This is a genomic window from Streptomyces sp. NPDC001732, assembly GCF_053596315.1.
In genome coordinates, this window is sequence record NZ_JBSFFY010000002.1 from 376,802 (window position 1) to 398,663 (window position 21,862).

Annotated in this window: 13 protein-coding genes; 8 read left to right on the forward strand and 5 right to left on the reverse strand. The window is 72.9% G+C overall.

Annotated elements, in window-relative coordinates:
• Positions 1 to 49 precede the first annotated feature (49 nt).
• Positions 50 to 1,174: a GuaB3 family IMP dehydrogenase-related protein gene (locus ACWCXX_RS04570; RefSeq protein ID WP_451124167.1), complete on the forward strand. Its 1,125-nt coding sequence runs from the start codon at positions 50 to 52 to the stop codon at positions 1,172 to 1,174.
• Between the two features lie 99 nt (positions 1,175 to 1,273).
• Here ACWCXX_RS04570 and ACWCXX_RS04575 read toward each other — a convergent pair whose 3' ends face one another.
• Complete coding sequence (locus tag ACWCXX_RS04575) at positions 1,274 to 1,843, reverse strand: hypothetical protein (RefSeq protein ID WP_451124169.1); 570 nt, start codon at positions 1,841 to 1,843, stop codon at positions 1,274 to 1,276.
• Positions 1,844 to 1,947: 104 nt separating this feature from the next.
• The gene (locus ACWCXX_RS04580; RefSeq protein ID WP_451124171.1) at positions 1,948 to 3,210 is read right to left on the reverse strand and encodes a nucleotide sugar dehydrogenase; all 1,263 of its coding nucleotides are present in this window, start codon (positions 3,208 to 3,210) and stop codon (positions 1,948 to 1,950) included.
• A gap of 256 nt (positions 3,211 to 3,466) precedes the next feature.
• Between ACWCXX_RS04580 and ACWCXX_RS04585 the strand changes: the two genes are divergently transcribed.
• A complete protein-coding gene (locus ACWCXX_RS04585) occupies positions 3,467 to 5,173 on the forward strand; it encodes a glycerol-3-phosphate dehydrogenase/oxidase (protein ID WP_451124173.1) in 1,707 nt (568 codons plus the stop codon).
• Positions 5,174 to 5,234: 61 nt separating this feature from the next.
• Here ACWCXX_RS04585 and ACWCXX_RS04590 read toward each other — a convergent pair whose 3' ends face one another.
• A complete protein-coding gene (locus ACWCXX_RS04590) occupies positions 5,235 to 6,320 on the reverse strand; it encodes a serine hydrolase domain-containing protein (protein WP_451124175.1) in 1,086 nt (361 codons plus the stop codon).
• 120 nt (positions 6,321 to 6,440) lie between these two features.
• On the opposite strand from ACWCXX_RS04590, the gene ACWCXX_RS04595 reads away from it, so the two are divergent.
• The 5 genes from ACWCXX_RS04595 (at position 6,441) to ACWCXX_RS04615 (ending at position 17,655) form a co-directional block, all read left to right on the forward strand.
• Positions 6,441 to 8,447: a serine/threonine-protein kinase gene (locus ACWCXX_RS04595; protein WP_451124177.1), complete on the forward strand. Its 2,007-nt coding sequence runs from the start codon at positions 6,441 to 6,443 to the stop codon at positions 8,445 to 8,447.
• Positions 8,448 to 8,780: 333 nt separating this feature from the next.
• Complete coding sequence (locus ACWCXX_RS04600) at positions 8,781 to 12,023, forward strand: protein kinase (protein ID WP_451124179.1); 3,243 nt, start codon at positions 8,781 to 8,783, stop codon at positions 12,021 to 12,023.
• Positions 12,024 to 12,158: 135 nt separating this feature from the next.
• Positions 12,159 to 13,820, forward strand: coding sequence for a protein kinase domain-containing protein (locus ACWCXX_RS04605; RefSeq protein ID WP_451124181.1), 1,662 nt, complete (start codon positions 12,159 to 12,161; stop codon positions 13,818 to 13,820).
• Positions 13,821 to 14,124: 304 nt separating this feature from the next.
• Positions 14,125 to 15,753: a succinic semialdehyde dehydrogenase gene (locus ACWCXX_RS04610; RefSeq protein WP_451124183.1), complete on the forward strand. Its 1,629-nt coding sequence runs from the start codon at positions 14,125 to 14,127 to the stop codon at positions 15,751 to 15,753.
• A gap of 69 nt (positions 15,754 to 15,822) precedes the next feature.
• A complete protein-coding gene (locus ACWCXX_RS04615) occupies positions 15,823 to 17,655 on the forward strand; it encodes a GMC oxidoreductase (protein WP_451124185.1) in 1,833 nt (610 codons plus the stop codon).
• A gap of 89 nt (positions 17,656 to 17,744) precedes the next feature.
• On the opposite strand, the gene ACWCXX_RS04620 is transcribed toward ACWCXX_RS04615, so the two are convergent.
• Both ACWCXX_RS04620 and ACWCXX_RS04625 read right to left on the reverse strand, forming a co-directional pair.
• On the reverse strand, positions 17,745 to 18,812 hold the full coding sequence (locus ACWCXX_RS04620; RefSeq protein WP_451124187.1) for an LAETG motif-containing sortase-dependent surface protein: 1,068 nt from the start codon (positions 18,810 to 18,812) through the stop codon (positions 17,745 to 17,747).
• 540 nt (positions 18,813 to 19,352) lie between these two features.
• The gene (locus ACWCXX_RS04625; protein WP_451124189.1) at positions 19,353 to 19,712 is read right to left on the reverse strand and encodes a chorismate mutase; all 360 of its coding nucleotides are present in this window, start codon (positions 19,710 to 19,712) and stop codon (positions 19,353 to 19,355) included.
• Positions 19,713 to 20,139: 427 nt separating this feature from the next.
• Here ACWCXX_RS04625 and guaA point away from each other — a divergent pair, with 427 nt between their 5' ends.
• Positions 20,140 to 21,726: a glutamine-hydrolyzing GMP synthase gene (guaA, locus tag ACWCXX_RS04630; RefSeq protein ID WP_451124191.1), complete on the forward strand. Its 1,587-nt coding sequence runs from the start codon at positions 20,140 to 20,142 to the stop codon at positions 21,724 to 21,726.
• The last annotated feature ends 136 nt before the right edge of the window (positions 21,727 to 21,862 follow it).

Sequence of the window (21,862 nt, forward strand, 5' to 3'; positions counted from 1 at the left end):
CGTCGGGGATACTGGACAGCGCAGACATAGAGGGAAAGGCCACACCATCGTGACTGAGATCGAGATCGGGCGCGGCAAGCGCGGCCGCCGGGCATACGCATTCGACGACATCGCCGTCGTACCGAGCCGTCGTACCCGCGACCCGAAGGAGGTCTCGATCGCCTGGCAGATCGACGCCTACCGGTTCGAGCTGCCGTTCCTGGCCGCCCCCATGGACTCGGTGGTCTCCCCGCAGACCGCGATCCGCATCGGTGAGCTCGGCGGTCTCGGCGTCCTCAACCTGGAAGGGCTGTGGACCCGGCACGCCGACCCGCAGCCGCTGCTCGACGAGATCGCCGAGATGCCCGTCGAGTCGGCGACCCGCCGCCTCCAGGAGATCTACTCCGCCCCGATCCAGGAGGAGCTGATCGGGCAGCGCATCAAGGAGGTGCGCGACTCCGGCGTCGTCACCGCCGCCGCGCTCTCCCCGCAGCGCACCGCCCAGTTCTCCAAGGCCGTCGTCGACGCGGGCGTGGACATCTTCGTCATCCGCGGTACGACGGTCTCCGCCGAGCACGTCTCCGGCGCGGCCGAGCCGCTGAACCTCAAGCAGTTCATCTACGAGCTGGACGTCCCGGTGATCGTCGGCGGCTGCGCCACGTACACCGCCGCCCTGCACCTGATGCGCACCGGCGCGGCCGGCGTCCTCGTCGGCTTCGGCGGCGGCGCTGCGCACACCACGCGCAACGTCTTCGGCATCCAGGTCCCGATGGCGACCGCGGTCGCCGACGTGGCCGGGGCCCGCCGGGACTACATGGACGAGTCCGGCGGCCGGTACGTGCACGTGATCGCGGACGGCGGCGTCGGCTGGTCCGGCGACCTGCCGAAGGCCATCGCCTGCGGTGCGGACGCCGTGATGATGGGTTCCCCGCTCGCCCGCGCCACGGATGCGCCGGGCCGTGGCCGGCACTGGGGCATGGAGGCCGTCCACGAGGACGTGCCGCGCGGCAAGCTGGTGGACCTGGGCTCCGTCGGCACCACCGAGGAGGTCCTGACGGGTCCCTCGCACAGCCCCGACGGCTCGATGAACATCTTCGGCGCGCTGCGCCGGGCGATGGCGACGACGGGGTACAGCGACCTCAAGGAGTTCCAGCGCGTCGAGGTGACGGTGGCGGACTCGCAGCACCGCCGCTGAACGCCCCGAGCATGACGGAAGGGCCCGGTGAACCGCGATCACGGTTCACCGGGCCCTCCTCGTGTCCGGCGGCCGGGGCCGCGCGGGACCGGGACGCGGTTACGCGGCCTTCTTGGCGCCACCGAACGCGGCAGCGGCACCGAGCAGCAGGAAGAGGTAGGACTTGAAGTCCGCCGCCTCGCTCCACGCCTTCGTCAGGTCGTCGAAGTGGTCGAAGAACAGCGTGGCCGCGGACTGCTGGGCCAGGTCGGACAGGATGATCGAGACGCCGATGAGCTGGCCGAGGTAGACGGCGCCCACCGACAGGACGGCGCTGACCACGGGCAGGACCGGGTTGCGGCCGCCGACCTTGCTGGCCGCGAAGCCGACCACGAAGCCGACACCGAGGGCGAGGTAGCCGATCTCGCGCTCGATCGCGCCGGCGATGACGCCGTACAGGAAGGCCATGACGAGCGCCGTGACCAGCGAGGTCAGCAGACCGAGGCCCACCTTGTCGCGAACCGGGGCCGGCGGGGCGAACGGTGCGCCGCCGAACGGTGCGCCGGGCTGGCCGGGCTGCTGGCCCGCGAACGGGTTGCCGCCGGGCTGCTGGCCCGCGAACGGATTGCCGCCGGGCTGGGCGTTGTACGGCTGCTGCGGCTGGTGGGGCGGCGGCACGGGCTGGCTCATGGTGGGATCCCCCTGAACGGAAGCGCACGATTGTGCGAGAAGTGACGCCGCAGGCTAGCAGTCGGCTGTGACATCGCCCACCGGAATCTTCCGGGAAACCCTCCTCACAGCCGATGCGCGGCCCCTGCCGGGGTGGCCCCACGAGTGTCCAGGAGGAGCTGTGCCTTCACCGCGAGGCTCTGGAGGTCGTACGTCCGGTGGTGCTGGAGCAGCACCGTGAGGTCGGCGCTCGACGCGGCCTCGTACAAGGAGTCGGCGCGCGGAACGGGCAGCTCACGCACCCGCCAGTCCGGGACGTGCGGGTCGTGGTAGCCGACCTGGGCCCCCATGTCCATCAGCCGGCCCGCGATTTCCCGGGCGGGGGACGCCTCCTGGTCGGCGAGGTCGGGTTTGTAGGTGACGCCGAGCAGCAGCACCCGGGCGCCGCGGACGGATTTTCCGTGCTCGTTCAGCAGGGTGGCGCACCGCTGGATCACGTACTGCGGCATCCGGTCGTTGATCTCCTGGGCGAGCGAGACCATGCGCAGCGGGTGGCCGGGGACGCGGTTGCTGTACGGGAGGCAGCCCGGGTCGACGGGGGCGCCGTGGCCGCCGACGCCGGGGCCGGGCCGGAACGGCTGGAAGCCGAAGGGCTTGGTCTCGGCGCACCGGATGACGTCCCACAGGTCGACGCCGAGGTCGTGGCAGAGCACCGCCATCTCGTTGACCAGGGCGATGTTGACGTGCCGGAAGTTGGTCTCCAGGACCTTCGTCATCTCGGCCTCGCGCGTGCCGCGGGCCCGGACGACCTTGTCGGTGAGCCGGCCGTAGAAGGCGGCGGCGGATTCGGTGCAGGCGGGGGTGAGACCGCCGATGACCTTGGGGGTGTTGGCGTAGGTGTGGGTCCGGTTGCCGGGGTCGAGGCGGCCGGGGGAGCAGGCGAGGTGGAAGTCGCGGCCGGCGCGCAGCCCGGAGCCCGCTTCGAGCAGCGGCAGCACGTAGTTCTCGGTGGTGCCGGGCGGCACGGCCGACTCCAGCAGGACGGTGGTGTGCGGGCGCAGCCGGGCGGCGAGCGCGCGGGCGGCGTCGCCGACGGCGGTGAGGTCGAGGTTGCGGTCGGCGCCGAGCGGGGTGGGGGCACAGATCACGGCGGTGCGGACCCGGCCCAGCTCGGCCGGGTCGGTGGTGGGACGGAAGCCGCCCGAGAGCATCCGGCGGATCTCCGAGGCGGTGAGGGAGCCCTCGACGGGGGTGCGGCCCGCGGAGAGTTCCGCGTAGGCGCGTGGATCGGTGTCGTAGCCGACGGTCTGGACGCCGGCGGACACGGCGGCTTGGGCGAGGGGCAGGCCGAGGTGGCCGAGGCCGATGACGGCGAGGTCTGCGGGCATGTGGAGGGCCGTCCTTCCCGGTCGGTCTAAGACCATGAGGGCAAAAGCGCAACCGCTGGGGACAGCGCAATGTCACACTAGGCTTAAATATGACCTATTTGTCGCATTGCGGGCTCCTGTCGTCCTGGTGTTGTCCACAGGCGGTGGCCGAAGTCGTGGACGGCGGACAGAATCGAGAGGTGGGTACGGGCCGTCCGGCCGTGACGTCGGGGCGTGCTCCTGTGCCGGACCACCCCGATCTATCCGGGAGGCAGCGGTGAGGACAGCGACACTGGGACCTGCGGAACGCGCCGAGGCGCTGGCCGCGCTGGCCGAGCGCGAACTGGACGTGCTGGTCGTGGGGGCGGGCGTGGTCGGCGCCGGTACGGCGCTGGACGCGGTGACGAGAGGGCTCGCGACCGGCCTGGTCGAGGCCCGCGACTGGGCCTCGGGCACGTCGAGCAGGTCGAGCAAGCTGATCCACGGCGGGCTGCGCTACCTGGAGATGCTCGACTTCGCGCTCGTGCGGGAGGCGCTGAAGGAGCGCGGCCTGCTCCTCCAGCGGCTGGCCCCGCACCTGGTGAAGCCGGTTCCCTTTCTCTACCCCTTGCAGCACAAGGGCTGGGAGCGGTTCTACGCCGGTTCCGGGGTCGCGCTCTACGACGCGATGTCGGTGTCGTCGGGGCACGGCCGGGGGCTGCCGGTGCACCGGCACCTCTCCCGTCGTCAGGCCCTGCGCGTCGCCCCGGTGCTGCGGAAGGACGCCCTGGTCGGGGCGTTGCAGTACTACGACGCCCAGATGGACGACGCCCGCTACGTGGCGACCCTGGTGCGCACCGCCGCCGGGTACGGCGCGCACGTGGCCAACCGGGCGCGGGTGGTCGGCTTCCTGCGGGAGGGCGAACGGGTCGTCGGCGCCCGCGTCGAGGACGTCGAGACGGGCCGGGAGTACGAGGTCAGGGCCAAGCAGGTGGTCAACGCGACCGGGGTGTGGACGGACGACACCCAGGCGCTGATCGGGGAGCGCGGCCAGTTCCACGTCCGGGCGTCCAAGGGCATCCATCTGGTGGTCCCCAAGGACCGCATCCACTCCACGACCGGCCTGATCCTGCGGACCGAGAAGTCCGTCCTCTTCGTCATCCCGTGGGGCCGTCACTGGATCATCGGGACCACGGACACCGACTGGGACCTGGACAAGGCGCACCCGGCGGCGTCCAGCGCCGACATCGACTACCTGCTCGAACACGTCAACGAGGTCTTGGCCACCCCCCTGAGCAGGGACGACGTCGAGGGCGTCTACGCCGGCCTGCGGCCGTTGCTGGCCGGGGAGTCCGACGCCACCAGCAAGCTCTCGCGCGAGCACACGGTGGCGCACCCGCTGCCGGGCCTCGTGGTCGTGGCGGGCGGCAAGTACACGACGTACCGGGTGATGGCGAAGGACGCCGTGGACGAGGCGGTGCACGGCCTCGACCAGCGGGTGGCGGCCTGCGTCACCGAGGACATCCCGCTGCTGGGCGCCGAGGGGTACCGGGCGCTGTGGAATGCCCGCGCGAGGATCGCGGCCAGGACCGGCCTCCACGTCGCCCGGGTGGAGCATCTGCTCAACCGCTACGGCTCCCTGACCGAGGAGATCCTCGAACTCGTCGTCGGCGATCCGGAGCTGGGCGATCCGCTGCCCGCGGCCGACGACTACCTGAAGGCCGAGATCGTCTACGCGGCCTCGCACGAGGGGGCCCGCCACCTCGACGACGTACTGACCCGCCGCACCCGGATCTCCATAGAGACCTTCGACCGGGGCACGCGCAGCGCCAGGGTCTGTGCGGAGCTGATGGCGCCGGTGCTGAGCTGGGACCAGGGGCAGGTCGACCGGGAGATCGAGCACTACGAGAAGCGGGTGCAGGCGGAACGGGAGTCGCAGCGGCAGCCGGACGACCTCACGGCGGACGCGGCGCGGCTCGGGGCCCCGGACATCGTGCCGATCTAGGACGCGCTTCGAAAGTGGCGTCGCGCGGCCGTGTGTGTGGGCAGGGGACGGCGCACACGGCTCAGGGGGAAGGGGAAGGGGTGGAGGTGCAGAACTCCGCGTCGAGCAGTGCCCGTTCGAGGGCCTCGCCGTCGGTCAGGGTGTCCGTGTCGGTGCGGTACGTCAGGGTGTGCCGGCCGTCGCGCGTGGCGGCGGTCCGGACGTAACTGCCCGGGATGCGGCCGCTGTGGCCCCAGACGGTGGTGCCGCAGGACAGCTTCTGCGGATGGATGCCCAGACCGTAGACGCCGTGCGTGGCCCCCGTGTCCAGCATGGCCGTCAGCTGGGCCGGCGGGAGGAGACGGCCGCCCAGCAGGGCCGCGTAGAAGCGGTCGAGGTCGCCGAGGGTGGAGATCAGTTCCCCGGCCGGGCCCGCCGTGCGCGGGTCGAGGTCGGTGACGTCGCGGAGCGTGCCGTCGGCCGGGGCGCGGGTGTAACCGCGGCTGTGCGGGGCGGGCAGACCGGTGCGGGAGCCCGGGAGGGAGGTGCCGGTGAGACGGAGGGGGTTGATGATGCGGTCGCGGATCTCGGTGGCGTAGCCGTGTCCGGTGACCCGTTGGACGACGAGGCCGAGTACGGCGTAATTGGTGTTGGAGTAGGCGTAGTGGCCGGGGGCGCTCGTCGGGCGGTGGGCCAGGGCGACCCGGATCGCCTCGGTGGGGGAGACGGGGCGGGCGGAGGTGTCGGCGGTGTAGTCGTACAGGCCGCTGGTGTGGTTGAGCAGGGCGCGCAGGGTGATGCGGCGGCCGTCGTTGCCGCGGCCCTCGATCAGTCCGGGCAGCAGCCGGCCGACGGTGTCGGAAAGGCGCAGCCTTCGTTCTCCGGCGAGTTGGAGCACGACCGTGGCGACGAAGGTCTTGGTGACGCTGCCTGCCCGGAACCGGTCCGTCCGCCGGATGCCGGGGCCCGTCGAGCGATAGGTGTCGTACGGTGCGGAAGAGACCCGACGGGCCAGCAGTGCCGCCGTGGGGGCGCCTCCCCGGGCGACGAGCCGCGGAAGGTGGCCGGCCGCGGGGGTGAGGTGTGGTTCGCTGGGCGGGGTCGCTGTTCCCAGAGCGAACAGCACCAGCACCAACGGGGTGACGAACAGTGCCCTGGGTATCGGCATGACGGGGAATCCCTTTCTCCGGGCACATCATGACGGGCCCGTGGACCCGGCACCATGACCGGTGCAGGGGTGAGGGACAATGAACGCTCTGCCAGGGCGGGTTGATCGCAGAGGGGACGCATGTCGGAGGCGGAGCAGGCACGAGAGCCCCAACGGGACACGGACGGACGTCTTCTCGCGGGGCGGTACCGGCTCGGGGATGTGCTCGGCCGGGGCGGTATGGGCACGGTCTGGCGTGCCGCCGACGAGACGCTGGGCCGCACGGTGGCGGTCAAGGAGCTGCGGTTCCCCTCGGCCATCGACGAGGACGAGAAGCGCCGGCTCATCACGCGCACCCTGCGCGAGGCGAAGGCGATCGCCAGGATCCGCAACAACGGCGCCGTGACGGTCTACGACGTGGTCGACGAGGACGACCGGCCGTGGATCGTGATGGAGCTCATCGAGGGCAAGTCCCTCGCCGAGGCCATCCGCGAGGACGGGGTCCTGACGCCGAGACGGGCGGCCGAGGTCGGCCTCGCGATACTCGACGTGCTCAGATCGGCGCACCGCGAGGGCATCCTGCACCGCGACGTGAAGCCGTCCAACGTACTGATCGCCGAGGACGGCCGGGTCGTGCTGACCGACTTCGGCATCGCCCAGGTCGAGGGGGACCCGTCGGTCACCTCGACGGGCATGCTCGTCGGCGCGCCCTCGTACATCTCCCCGGAGCGCGCCCGCGGGCACAAGCCGGGCCCGCCCGCCGACCTGTGGTCGCTCGGCGGCCTGCTGTACGCCAGCGTCGAGGGCTCCCCGCCGTACGACAAGGGATCGGCGATCGCCACCCTGACCGCGGTGATGACCGAGCCGCTCGACCCGCCGAAGAACGCCGGTCCGCTGAAGGACGTCATCTACGGCCTCCTCGCCAAGGACCCCGAGCAGCGGCTCGACGACGCGGGCGCCCGAGCCCTGCTCAACGACGTGATCCACGCCCCCGAGAAGCCGGACCCGGTGGTGCCCCCGCCCGCCGAGGCCACCCAGGTCATGGCCCTGCCCGAGACGCCGGCCCGGCCCCGGCCCAAGGCGGCGTCGAAGTCCGCGGAGCAGGGCGAGGGCGCGCGGGACCGGCTGCGGGGTGCGCTGCGTTCCGTGCGCAACGCGAAGGCGGCCCCGGCCGTCGTCGCCGGCACGGCCGCTGCCGCCGCCCCGGCCACCCCTCCGCCTCCGCCCTCGACGCCTCCGTCCGCCGCCGCGGCGAGCGGTTCGGTGTCCCCGGCGAAGCCCGACCGCCCCGCCGCCGGGGCGGCTTCCGCCCCCGTCCCGCCGCCCCGCCCGGCCACCTCGTCGGCCGCCCCGCCGCGCGCGTCCATCACGGACGTGGTGCCGCGCCGCACCCTGGTGATCATCGCGGCCGTGATCGCGCTCGCCCTGATCGGCACGGTCCTCGCGCTCACGCTCGGCGGGGACGACACGAACGACGCGGGCGGCAAGGGCAAGGGCGACAAGTCCGCCTCGGCCGGGTCCTCGACGGCCACCGGGGGCTCCTCCACGGACACCGACAGCGGCACCGGCGGCGGCAGCGGCAAGGACCAGGGCAAGGACGGGAACGCCGCCCAGGGCCAGAACGCGGGCAAGGGCGACGACGCGGCCGGGAAGCCGGGCGACTCGAAGGGCGACAAGCCCGCCGACGCCCTGCCCGACGGTTTCCGGAAGGTCACGAACAAGCGCTTCCACTTCGCGATCGCCATGCCCGGGAACTTCCGCTTCGACACGACGGCGGGCAGCAACTCCGGGGCCATCTACAACGTCGGCGGCGGCTTCCCGCGCATCCAGGTCGACTACACCGACTCGCCGGGCCGCGACGCCGCCGCGGCCTGGAACGCCGCGCGGGCCGCCGTCGCCGCCACCAGCACGGGCTACCGCCACCTCGGCATCAAGAAGGTCCAGTACAACGGCTACCCGACCGTCGCCGACTGGCAGTTCGAGCGCACCCAGCGGGGCCAGCGGGTCCGGGTGCTCAACCGGGGCTTCAAGGTCGACGCCACCCACGGCTACGCGATCATGATCAGCTGCAAGGCGGACGAGTGGGACGGCGCGGAGTGCCGGGCGCTGCGCAAGACCGCGTTCGACACGTTCAAGCCCGTCGGCTGATCCGGCGGGACGGCTGGTTCGGCGGGACGGACGGGACCAACGGGACTGAACGGGCCGGTCGGTTCGGTGGGACGGACGGGACCGAACGGGCCGGTCGGGGTGGCGGAATCTGCCGTTCCGATGGAACCGGACGATCCGGCCGGTCCGTCTGACTCCGCGGGGAAAGGGGGCCGGGTTGCCCCGACCCCGGCGCGTGGCCGTCACGTGCCACGTATCGTGAGAGCCTGAGACCGTACGCAGCCGGAACGACGGGTCAGTTGCACGGTGAGCGACCGCAATTGACGGGTCGACGCGGTCTTGTGGCCGGGGGACAGCGCGCTCTGGGGAGGCGTCGTGGACGACTACGCGGGTCGGGTGCTTGCCGACCGCTACCGCCTTCCGTTGTCTCGGTCCGACGAGTACGAACCGGTCGAGACCCGGGCGTTCGACACCTACAGCGGGCAGGAAGTCCTGATCCGGCAGGTGCCGTTGCCCGAGGTGGTGGACGCCGAGGTGCTCGATGCGGACGGCCCGGCGCCGACCGGCCACCGGAGCGCCGGAGGAGCGGTGCGGCAGCCGACGGACCCGGTGGTGCGGCGCGCCGTCGAGGCGGCGCAGGCGGCGGCCCAGGTGCCCGACCACCCCCGGCTCGGCCAGGTCTTCGACGTGTTCGCCGAGGCGGGCTCGCTCTGGATCGTGAGCGAGTTCGTCGCGGCCCGCCCGCTCGCGAGCCTGCTCGCGGAGCGCCCGCTCAATCCCTTCCGGGCCGCCGAGATCGGCTCCGACGTGCTGACCGCGCTGCGGGCGCTGCACGCCCACGGCTGGACCCACCGGAACATCACCGTCCGCACGGTGCTGATCTGCGACGACGGCCGCGTCATGCTGACCGGCCTGGCGGCCGGGGCGGCGGAGGAAGCGCTCTGCGGGTACGTGACGACGCCGCAGCCCGACGACGAGGACGACGACCACGACGGCGAGTACGACAGCGAGTACGACCACGACGGTGGGTACGGCCACGGCGGGTACGGCCGTCCCGAGGCCGGGGCGTACGCACCGCCCCCGCCCGCCGTACCGCCCGCGCCCCTGGCCGAGGTGCCGGCCGCGCGCGGCCGGATGGCGATAGGGACGGGCCGGGAGGACGGCGAGCCGCACGACGACGGCGATCCCTGCACCGACACCCCGTACGCCGGCGATTCGTACACCGACGACCCGTACGACGATGCCGAGGCCCCGCAGGCCGGTGCTCCGTACGAGGACGGTGGCCGTGGCGAGGACGACCGCCCCGGCGACCGGTACGGCGACGACGGCCGTTTCGAGGGCCGTTCCTTCGGCGACGCGCAGGGGGGTGCGACGTCCGGTCTGCCGGGCGATCTGGAGGCCGTGCCGCGTCCGGTGAACCCCGCCTTCCCGGCTTCTCCGTCCAGGGACTTCACGCAGTCGCGGGCCGGGCGTTCCGGGGCGATCGCCGCCTACCGCGAGGGCGCCCGCGCCGGCGCACGCCGCAGCGAGGACCGGCGCCGCGCCGAGGCGGAGGAGACCGGCAGCCTGCCGGTCCAGCGTCCCGCCGGACCGGAGGAAGCGGAGCCGTCCGGCCCGGACACCGGCCACCGGAGCCCGTTCGACTCCTGGAGCCGTCCCGCCGAGGACCCGTTCGCCAAGCCGCCCCGTACCGAGACGCCGCACGACGCCACCGCCACCGCCACCGCCGACGAGACCACCACCGCCACCGGCGACGGCGAGACCACGGACACCACCGGCGCTGCGGCCCCGTACACAGGGTCCCCCTGGGCCAAGGGCCCGTACGGCGACGACACCCCGCACGCCGAGGACCCGTACGAGGACGAGGACGAGAGCGACGAGGACGTCCACGACGCCGAGGACGCCTCCGACGAGGACGACTCCACGTCCCCGGGCGGCACGCCCCGTACGCACCCCGGCGCCACGCCTCCGGACGGCACGTCTCCCGCCCGGCGGGCGTATCTCATCGGCTCGTGGAGCGACGGGCCCGGAGGGGGGCGTCCCGTTCCCGCCGGAGGGTCGGGGGAGGACGCCCTGCGGGCCGACACCCGGCGGTACGGCGGCACACCGGCCCTCCCCGCGCACCTGCCGGAACAGCAGCACCCGGCGGGCCGCTGGGACGAGGACGACGAGAGCGGCCGTACGGGCTCCGGCTACCGGGGGCCCGCCACCCCCCTCGCCGCCGAGCGCGCCCGGCAGACCCGGATCGCCGTCGTGGGCGCGGTCACCGAGCGCTGGGCGCCCGAGCAGGCCGGTCCCGTCCACGAGAACTGGCAGTTGGCGCCGCCGATCGGCCCCGCCACCGACCTCTGGGCGCTGGGCGCGCTGCTCTACCGCGCCGTTCAGGGCCACGCCCCCTACCCCGAGGAGAGCGCGGCCGAGCTGGTGCAGATGGTGTGCGCCGAGCCGCCCGCGTTCGCCGAGGAATGCGGTCCGCTGCGCCCCGTCGTCGAGTCACTGCTGCGCCAGGACCCCACCGAGCGGCCGGACTTCGAGGAGCTGAGCGGCTGGCTGCGCTCCCTGGTGCGCTCGGCGCCCGAGCCCGAGGCCGGCCTGGACGTGGTGCCCCTGCCGTCCGCCGGCGGCGCCCGGCTTCCCATCGTGCGCCGCCGGGGCGAGCTGGTCCGCCGTCGCCGCGGCCGCAACGCGGCCCACGGCCGCCACCGCCACACCAGGAACAGGCCCGACCGGCAGGAGAAGCGGGAGCCGCACGAGGGGCTCGACCTGCTGGGCGGATTCGACCGGCAGGAACGGTTCGACGGGCAGGACGGGTTCGGCCGACAGGACGGGCCCAGGGTGGAGCGCCCCCCTCGGCCCTCCCGGGCGCCGCGCGAGCCCAAGGGACCCAAGGCGCTGCGCACCCCGCCCCGCTCCACGGGGGGCCGGGCCCCGCGGCGGCTCGGGCGGATGCTCCTGCTGCTGATCCTGCTGGCCCTGGCCGCCGCCGTCGCGTACGCCGTGATGTTCATGCCCAAGTCGGACGGCGAACCCGGCAGCGGCTCCCCGGGAACCGGAGCGACACCGTCCGGTTCGCCGGAGCCCGGCACGGGGGAGACCGGCGGCCAGGACTCCTCCGGGTCGCCCGGCGCCCAGCAGCCGCAGACCAGCCGCTCCGCCGTCGCGCTCGCCCCCGGCTACACCCTGCGCAAGGACGCCGAGGGCTTCGAGGTCGGCGCGCCCAAGAACTGGCGACGCACCCCCGCCAACGCCGACCGTCAGGTCCGTTACGGCGGCGACGGCTTCAGCCTGCTGATCGTCCCGGGCCGTGACACGGTCGCGGCCGGTGGCGACGACCCGCTGGCGTACCAGGCCGACAAGGAGTTGGAGTTGCAGCAGTTCCGCGACTCCGAATGGTCGGGGTCGAGCGGGCTGCGCCGGATCGACGTGGGCCGACAGGCCATGGCGGAGGGCCAGTTCACCTGGCAGGACGCCTCGGGGCGCGAGGTGTACGCCCGTAACCTCGTGATGATCGTCAAGGGCCGCTACCACGTCATCCAGGTCATCGGCCCGGAGGACCGGCGTGACAAGGTTTCGGACATCTACGAACAAGCCATCGCCTCCTACCGCGTGACGTCCTGAACCCTCTCCGTGCATCACGGGCCGGTGCCGGAGCGACAAGCATCACAGTGCGGTCTCGTGGGCGGTGCGAGGTTCCGTGGCCGTGCGTCCGCTCCGTAATCTGGCACCCGAGGAACGGGGCGGGGACGGGGACACGTGGAGCGATCACAGGGAACGGAAACGGGACTGCTGTTGGCCGGGAGGTACCGGCTGGGCGAGGTCCTGGGGCGCGGTGGCATGGGCAAGGTGTGGCGTGCCCACGACGAGGTGCTGCACCGCACGGTCGCGGTCAAGGAGCTGACCGCCGGGCAGTACGTCGCCGAGGCCGACCGGGCCGTCCTGCACGCCCGGACGCAGAAGGAGGCGCGGGCCGCCGCCCGGATCACGCACCCGGGCGTGGTCACCGTTCACGACGTGCTCGAGTACGACGACCGGCCCTGGATCGTCATGCAGTACGTCGACGGTCCGTCACTCGCCGACGCGGCCAAGGAGTCCGGCGAGATGGAGCCGCGCGAGGCGGCCAGGATCGGCCTCCACGTACTGAGCGCCCTGCGTGCCGCCCACGCGGCCGGGGTCCTGCACCGTGACGTGAAGCCCGGCAACGTCCTGCTCGCCGGGGACGGGCAGGTGCTGCTCACCGACTTCGGGATCGCCGCCATCGAGGGCGACTCGACCATCACCAGGACCGGTGAACTGGTCGGCTCCATCGACTACCTGGCGCCCGAGCGGGTCCGCGGCAGCGACCCGGGCCCCGCCTCCGACCTGTGGTCGCTCGGCGCCACGCTCTATACCGCGGTCGAGGGGCGCTCGCCCTTCCGCCGCACGTCCCCGATCTCCACGATGCAGGCCGTCGTCGCCGACGAGCCGCCACCGCCCGGCCGGGCGGGCCCGCTCGCCCCCGTGATCACCGCGCTGCTCCGCAAGGAGCCGGACGAGCGTCCGACGGCGGCGGAGACGGAGCGGATGCTGCTGGACGCCATGGAGGGCCGCGAACCCGTGGCCGCGCAGGCGTTCGTGCCGACGCAGCGGGTCACCGGCGAGATGCTGCACGCCCTGGACCAGGGCGGCACCTCCTCCGAGCCGGTTCCCGCACAGCCGCCCCACTCCGGCGCCCCGGCGCCCGCCACGCCCCCGGTGACCCGCCGCAGCCGCGGTCGCTGGCGCACCGCGGTCCTGATCGTCGCGATCGCGGCGCTGGTCGGCGGCGGCGCCGGGCTCGCCGCGATGAAGTACCAGGACCGTACGGGGGACTCCGTCGAGCAGACCGAGGGGGCCGAGGGCGTCGTCGACACCGGGGAACCCGTGGCCGATCCCGAGGCCCCGGCCTCGCCGAAGGTCACCGACCCGGTGAAGGACGTGCCCGACGGCTGGCACCGGGTGGAGGACCCCGAGGGCTTCAGCCTGACCGTGCCCGACGGCTGGAAGCGCCGGGCGGACGGCAACCAGATCGACTACACCCCGGACAACGGGGTGCACTACATCCGGATCAGCATCGACCCGGAGCCCGACTTCGAGAACGCGTACATGCACATGCTGAGCCTGGAGAAGCAGCTCGCCGAACGGCTCCCCGGCTACCGGCGCGAGACCCTGCACTCCAACACGTACCGGGACCGGCCGGGCTCGCTCTGGGAGTTCACCTGGACCGAGACCAAGCAGCACCCGGGGCCCCGGCACGCGATCGACCAGATGTACTTCGGGGAGACGGGCGGACCCGAGTACGCGCTGTACATGACGGGGCCGGCGGACGACTGGGACACGACCCGGGCGCAGTTCGACACGATGCTGCGCGGATGGCGGGCACCGGGCGACTCCGGCTGAGCCGGACGGACGAGTCCGGCGAAGCCGCGCCGGGCGACTCCGGCCGAGCCGGACCGGACGGGGTCCCGATCGTGCCGGAGGGGGTTCCAGGTCGTGCCGGAGGGGGTGGTTCCGGCCGGGCCGCGGCGCACGGGCGCGGCGAAGCCGGATCGGACGGCTCCGGTGAAGTCGTGGTGGCTTGCCGCGGTGGAAGGCCCCTGATCAGGGGCTTCGTTGCCAGTGGTCACTGGCTTGTTTGTGAGGACTGTGAAAACCCGTTACCCACGGGTACCCAAAGTGTGCGGCTGGACGTACTCTCGCCCTCATGACGGACTCGCAGGCCTCCATGTCCACCTCCGCAGCCCCGGTCGGCACCAACCCCGTGGCCGCCTCCCCCGCAGGCGTGCGCACCGCCGCCGATGTGGTGACGCCCGAAGTGATCGCCCAGCTCACCCGGGGCGTGGCCGGATCGGGGCGCACGGCCAACCACACCCCCTTCACCGGGGAGAAGCTGGCCGACCTCCCGGAGTCCACCCCCGAGGACGTGGCGGACGCCTTCGAGCGGGCCCGTGCCGCCCAGCCCGCCTGGGCCGCGACCCCCGTCCGCGCCCGCGCCGCGGTGCTGCTCCGCTTCCACGACCTCGTCCTCAGCCGCCAGGCCGAGGTGCTCGACCTCATTCAGCTGGAGACCGGCAAGGCCCGCCTGCACGCCCACGAGGAGGTGCAGGCCGTCGCCGTCGCGGCCCGCCACTACGGGCGCAGGGCAGCCGCGTACCTGAAGCCGAAGCGGCACACCGGTGTCGTGCCGACCCTCACCAAGGTCACCGAACTGCGCCAGCCGCGCGGCGTCGTCGGCCAGATCGCGCCGTGGAACTACCCGCTGGAGCTGTCCGTCGGCGACGCGCTGCCCGCGTTCGTCTCCGGCAACGCCGTCGTGATGAAGCCCGACACGGAGACCGCGCTGACCGCGCTGTGGGCCCGTGACCTGCTGATCGAGGCCGGGCTGCCTGCCGAGGTCTTCCAGGTCGTCATCGGCGAGGGCCCCGTCGTCGGCCCCGAGGTCGTCAAGCACGCCGACTACGTCTCGTTCACCGGCTCCACCCGCACCGGCCGCGAGGTCGCGCAGGGCGCGGCGGCCCGGCTCGTGGGTGTCTCGCTGGAACTCGGCGGCAAGAACGCCATGCTGGTCCTGAAGGACGCCGACGTGGAGAAGGCCGCCGCGGGCGCCGTCCGCGCCTGCTTCTCCTCCGCCGGGCAGCTCTGCATCTCCATCGAGCGGCTGTACGTCCACGAGTCGATCGCCGACGACTTCGTGGCCCGCTTCGCCGCCCGCACCAAGGCCATGCGGCTCGGCAGCTCCCTCGCCTACGGCGCCGACATGGGGTCCCTCGTCAGCGAGCGTCAGCTGGAGACCGTGGGCCGGCACGTCGCGGAGGCCGTCGAGAAGGGCGCCAGGCTCGTCGCGGGCGGGGTCGCCCGCCCCGACATCGGCCCGCTGTTCTACGAGCCGACCATCCTCGACGGCGTCGAGGCGCCGATGGCCGTCTGCAGCGAGGAGACCTTCGGCCCGGTCGTCTCCATCTACCGCTTCACCGACGAGGACGAGGCCGTCGCCCTCGCCAACGCCACCCCGTACGGCCTGAACTCCAGCGTCTGGACGAAGGACTCCGCACGCGGCCACCGGGTCGCCGCCCGGCTGCGCACCGGCACGGTCAACATCAACGAGGGCTACGCCCCCGCGTACGGCAGCGTGCAGTCCCCGATGGGCGGCATGAAGGACTCCGGCCTCGGCCGACGGCACGGCTCCGAGGGCATCCTCAAGTACACCGAGGCGCAGACCGTCGCCCAGCAGCGCCTGATCCAGCTCGCCCCGTCCTTCGGCATGGACGACGAGAAGTACGCCGCGTTCATGAGCGCCAGCCTCAAGGCGATGAAGGCGTTCCGTCTGCGCTGACACCGTTCCGTCCGCACCGGCACCGGCGGTACCGCAGCACCTTCCGCCCGTTTCGTACCGAGGAGAGCCATGTCCCAGGACAGCCCTGCCCAGAATCGGCCCGCCGACCGGGAAACGGCCGACGGCGACGCCTGTGACTACGACGTGATCGTCGTCGGCTCGGGCTTCGGCGGCGCGGTCTCGGCCCTGCGGCTGACCGAGAAGGGGTACCGGGTCGGGGTGCTGGAGGCGGGCCGCCGCTTCACCCGGTCCGAGCTGCCCAAGAACTCCTGGGACCTGAAGAACTTCCTGTGGGCCCCGGCGCTCGGCCTGTACGGCATCCAGCGCATCCACCTGCTGGGCAACGTCATGGTGCTGGCGGGCGCGGGCGTCGGCGGCGGTTCGCTGAACTACGCCAACACCCTGTACGAGCCGCTCGCGCCGTTCTTCGACGACCCGCAGTGGAAGGACATCACCGACTGGCGCGAGGAGCTGGGCCCGTACTACGACCAGGCCAAGCGGATGCTGGGGGCCCGGCTCAACCCGACCATGACCCCGTCGGACGTCCATCTGAAGGCGACCGCGCAGGCCATGGGCATCGGCGACACGTTCCACATGGCGCCGGTGGGCGTCTTCTTCGGGGACGGCGAGGACGGCGACGGCACGGGCAGGGCCCGGCCGGGCGGCGAGGTCCCCGACCCGTTCTTCGGCGGGGCGGGGCCCTCCCGCAAGGCCTGCACCGAGTGCGGCGAGTGCATGACCGGCTGTCGGCACGGCGCGAAGAACACCCTCAACGAGAACTACCTCCACCTCGCGGAGAAGGCGGGCGCGGTCGTCCACCCGATGACCTCGGTCGTCGCGGTCGCCGAGGACTCCCGGGGCGGCTACGCGGTCAAGACCCTCCCCACCGACAACCGGAAGAAGGGCAAGGGGCGTACGTTCACCGCCCGCCAGGTCGTCGTCGCCGCGGGCACCTACGGCACCCAGACGCTGCTGCACCGGATGAAGGACACCGGCCTGCTGCCCCGGATCTCGTCCCGGCTCGGCGAGCTGACCCGCACCAACTCCGAGGGGCTGGTCGGCGCCCAGACCACCGACCGCCGCTACCGCGAGCGGCACGGACACGAGAAGGCCGACTTCACCCGCGGCGTCGCCATCACCTCCTCGATCCACCCGGACGAGAACACGCACATCGAGCCGGTCCGGTACGGCAAGGGCTCCAACTCGATGGGCGCGCTGACCGTCCTCCAGGTGCCGTACGGCGCGCACCGGGTCCGCAGATGGCTGCTCGAACTGGTCAAGCACCCCACGCTCGCGGCCCGCTCGCTCTCCAACCGCCGCTGGTCGGAACGGACCATCATCGGCCTCGTCATGCAGTCGCTCGACAACTCCCTGACGACGTACCGCAAGCCCGGCGGCATCGGAAAGGGCCTGCTCACCGCCCGGCAGGGCCACGGCGCACCCAACCCGACCCAGATCGAGGCAGCGACCCGCAGCGCCGCGCTGCTCGCCGAGGAGATCAACGGTTTCGCGGGGTCGAACGTGGGCGAACTGATGGGCACCCCGCTCACCGCGCACTTCCTCGGCGGCTGCCCCATCGGCGCCACCGCCGAGGACGGGGTGATCGATCCGTACCACCGGCTCTACGGGCACCCCGGCATCTCGGTGGTCGACGGCGCGGCGGTCTCCGCGAACCTCGGCGTGAACCCGTCGCTCACCATCACCGCCCAGGCCGAGCGCGCGATGTCCTTCTGGCCCAACAAGGGCCAGGCGGACCCGCGCCCGGCGCAGGGCGAGGCGTACGAGCGGCTGGCCGCGGTCGAGCCGTGCTCGCCGGCCGTGCCGAAGGAGGCGTTCGGCGCGCTGCGGCTGCCGTTCCTCGGCCTGCCGACCGTCCCGCCGAAGAAGAAGCAGCAGCCGTAGCGGCCGGGACGGCGAGCCGGAGCAGGACGGCGGAAAGGGGCTGCACCCCCTCCGGGTGCAGCCCCTTTGTGCTCGGGCGACCGGACGCGTCAGGCGCCCGCGTCACCGTTCCTGCGGCGCCGTACGACGAACATCGCGCCCGCACCGAGCACCACGGCGATCCCGCCCGCGGTGGCGAACACCGGCAGGGCGGAGGACGAACCGGTCTCCGCGAGGCTGCCGGACACCTTGCCCGTCGCGTTGTGCGCGGGCTTCGTGGACGGAACCGGGGCGCGGCCGCCGGTCTGCGGCGTGGAACCGCTGTCTCCCGCCTCCACGATCTTGAACTTGTACGCGACGTCGCTGACGCCCAGGCAGTCCTTGTCGCCCACGTACAGACCGGCGCCGAGGGTGAAGCCGGAGCCGACCGGGGCGGTCGACCGCACGTTGATGCGCAGCGCGATGTCCACCTCGTAGCCCGCGGGGATCTCGTCGGACTGGCCGACGTAGCCGACCGCGCGGCCCTCCTCGCTGAGCTCCTCCCACGTGCCGGTCTCCGGGTCGAGGGCCTGGAGACGGACCTGCTTCGAGCGGAAGAGGTCGTCGCCCGCCTCGTCGGAGGAGGCGCCCGCGAAGTAGTCGATCTCCTTCACGGTGGACTTCGAGGAGTTGTAGACGTTCATCTTGAACTTGTGCCAGCCGCTGCCCCGGGCGATCTTCCCGGGCAGGCCGTTGATGGAGATGTCCAGGTCGGACGTGGCGCACTCGGTCGGCTCCGCCGGGTCCTCGGAGTCCGAGGGGGACGGGGAGGCCGAGGTGCTCGCCGAGCCGCTCGGGGTCGGGCCGGTCGCACCGTCCGGGGCCGGGTCGGTGTTCTCGCCGGGCCCGGTCTCCTCGCCCTTGCCGGACCCGCCGGTCTCGCCGGTCTCCGTGCCGGTCTCGTCGGCGGGGGCGGAACTCGATTCGTCGGCGGACGGCTCGCCACCGGTCTCCGGGGAGTCGGAGCCGCTCGGCGAGGGGGAGACGGTGGATTCGGCGGTCGCGGGCCCGTCCGTCGTCACGGCGAGCGCGACCGGGGCGGCCAGGACCGCGGCGGGGGCGATGACTGCCGTGGCGGCGGCGACCGCCAGGGCGCGGCGAAGCTTCATGGTGACCTCGGGAAAGAGGCGTACCGCCATGAGCGATACGGGTGCGGACGGCTCCGCCGTGCCGGGGCACGGGGCGGGGCCGGGGGTCTCGCATGGTTGACCTGCGACCCGCCGCAATGGTTGTCCCGATCCTCACAGAACCTTTACGTGACCCCAATCACGCCCATGTGCCACCAAACGCCCCGATGGCCCCTCCAGGGGCCCGCGGACCTCATGGGGGAAGCGGTCGGCTCCGGGCGTCCCCGGAGCCGGCCGCTCCTGGAGTGACCGGACTGCTGTCCCCTGCCGACCGGTCACGCACGCTGGTGCGCGGTCCCACGGCGTACCAGCGGTACGCCACACGCTCCAGCGGAGCCACGCGTGGTTTCTCTTCTCCGGGGCCGCCCCTGGCTGGCACGGACACCGGGACCAACGAAGCCGCGGCGAACCCGGTCACGCGCCGTACGGGTGAGAGTCGGCCCGAACTGGGATACGCCGGAGTACCCCGGCCCCGCGGGCTGCCGCGACGGCCCCGGGGCGCCCGCGCGACCCGGCCGGTGCGCGGGCGCGGACGTGCCGGGCCGGTGGGCGTCAGGCCCGGCCGCGGCACAGCTCCAGCAGGGTCATGGCGAGGGAGGTGCCGGGCTTGCCGAGGGCGTCCCGGTACTGGCCGAGGATCTCCATCTCGCGGGAGAGGCTGAGGCGCCGGCCGCCGGAGGTGATCCGGGCCTCCTGGACGACCGCCGAGACGGCCATCCGTTCCTGGATGAGCCCGATGATGCGGTCGTCGAGGGAGTCGATGCGGGCCCGCGCGTCGGCGATCAGCGCGGCGGCCTCCTCGGTATGGGCGCCCGTCTTCCCGGTGCTCGTCCTCCCGGCGGCCGGGGGCCGGGCGGAAGCGGAAGGGGCGCCGGCGGAAGAGGCGGTGACGGCGGGAGTGGTGCTGGCCATGGTGGTGACTCCTCGTGGGGTGCGGTTCCCCGGCCGACGGGTCCGTAACGCCGAGGCGCCCCGGGCCTTTCGGCCCGGGGCGCCTGGAACGTTGCTCGTCGGTGGATCAAGCAGCACGACCATGGCAGCCGGCGGGCCGGGTGCCATAGGTAAAGACGAAGGTCGTGTGCTGACGCATGGGTCCAGTATGGCCCCGCCCGCACGGGCGGACCAACACGGCGCCCGGATGCTGAGACACCCCGCCGGACGACGGCCGTACCCGCCCGGCCCCTCCGCCTCCGGGGTCCGCCCTTCCCAGCCGCCCCCGTCGGCGGCCGGAGTGCCGCCGTGCCCCCGCAGGCATGATCTGTGCATGACGCCGGGTGTCTCGGCGACCCCGGTAGAATCGACAGAACCGACCCCTTTATCACCGCCGGAAGGCCGCCCCGTGCCAGCAGCACCCCTCGCCGCCGCCGACAGCGCCACAGACGTGGTCCTGGTCGTCGACTTCGGCGCGCAGTACGCCCAGCTCATCGCCCGACGCGTCCGTGAGGCCCGGGTCTACAGCGAGATCGTCCCGTCCACCATGCCGGTGGCCGAGATGCTGGCCAAGAACCCCCGGGCGATCATCCTGTCCGGCGGCCCCTCCTCGGTGTACGCGGAGGGCGCGCCCTCCCTCGACCGCGCGCTGTTCGAGGCCGGGGTCCCGGTCTTCGGCATGTGCTACGGCTTCCAGCTGATGGCCACCACGCTCGGCGGCACGGTCGACGACAACGGCGCCCGCGAGTACGGCCGCACCCCGCTCACCGTCACCAAGTCCGGCTCCACCCTCTTCGAGGGCACCCCCGCCGAGCAGTCGGTCTGGATGTCGCACGGCGACGCCTGCTCCGCCGCCCCCGAGGGCTTCACCGTCACCGCGTCCACGGACGTCGTGCCGGTCGCCGCCTTCGAGAACGACGAGAAGAAGCTCTACGGCGTCCAGTACCACCCCGAGGTCCTGCACTCCACGTACGGCCAACAGGTCCTGGAGCACTTCCTCTACCGCGGCGCCGGCATCGAGCCGACCTGGACCACGGGCAACGTGATCGAGGAGCAGGTCGAGGCGATCCGCGCCCAGGTCGGCGACAAGCGCGCGATCTGCGGTCTGTCCGGCGGCGTCGACTCCGCCGTGGCCGCCGCCCTGGTCCAGAAGGCGATCGGCTCCCAGCTGACCTGCGTCTACGTCGACCACGGCCTGATGCGCAAGGGCGAGACCGAGCAGGTCGAGAAGGACTTCGTGGCCGCCACCGGCGCCAACCTGAAGGTCGTCGACGCCAGCGAGCGCTTCCTGAAGGCCCTCGCCGGGGTCTCCGACCCGGAGACCAAGCGAAAGATCATCGGCCGCGAGTTCATCCGCGTCTTCGAGCAGGCCCAGCTGGAGATCCTCCAGGAGGACGGCCCCGAGGTCGCGTTCCTCGTGCAGGGCACGCTCTACCCGGACATCGTCGAGTCCGGCGGCGGCACCGGCACCGCCAACATCAAGTCGCACCACAACGTCGGCGGCCTCCCCGACGACATCGAGTTCCAGCTCGTCGAGCCGCTGCGCCAGCTGTTCAAGGACGAGGTCCGGATGGTCGGCCAGGAGCTCGGCCTGCCGGAGGAGATCGTCCAGCGCCAGCCGTTCCCCGGCCCCGGCCTGGGCATCCGCATCGTCGGCGAGGTCACCAAGGAGCGGCTCGACCTGCTCCGCGACGCCGACGCCATCGCCCGCGAGGAGCTGACCGCGGCCGGCCTGGACCGCGACATCTGGCAGTGCCCGGTCGTCCTGCTCGCCGACGTCCGCTCGGTCGGCGTCCAGGGCGACGGCCGCACCTACGGCCACCCGATCGTCCTGCGCCCGGTCTCCTCCGAGGACGCCATGACGGCCGACTGGTCGCGCCTGCCCTACGAGACGCTCGCCAGGATCTCGACCCGCATCACCAACGAGGTCGCCGACGTCAACCGCGTCGTGCTCGACGTGACGAGCAAGCCGCCGGGCACCATCGAGTGGGAGTAACCCCTCCCCACAGGTCAACGCCGATGCCGTCGCCCGTTCGTCCGGGCGGCGGCATCGTCGTGTGCGCCGGATGCGGTCCGGCGCGGCCACGGGTGCCGCGCCCCGGACCGGGCCCGAGGAGCGGCGGTGAGCGGGC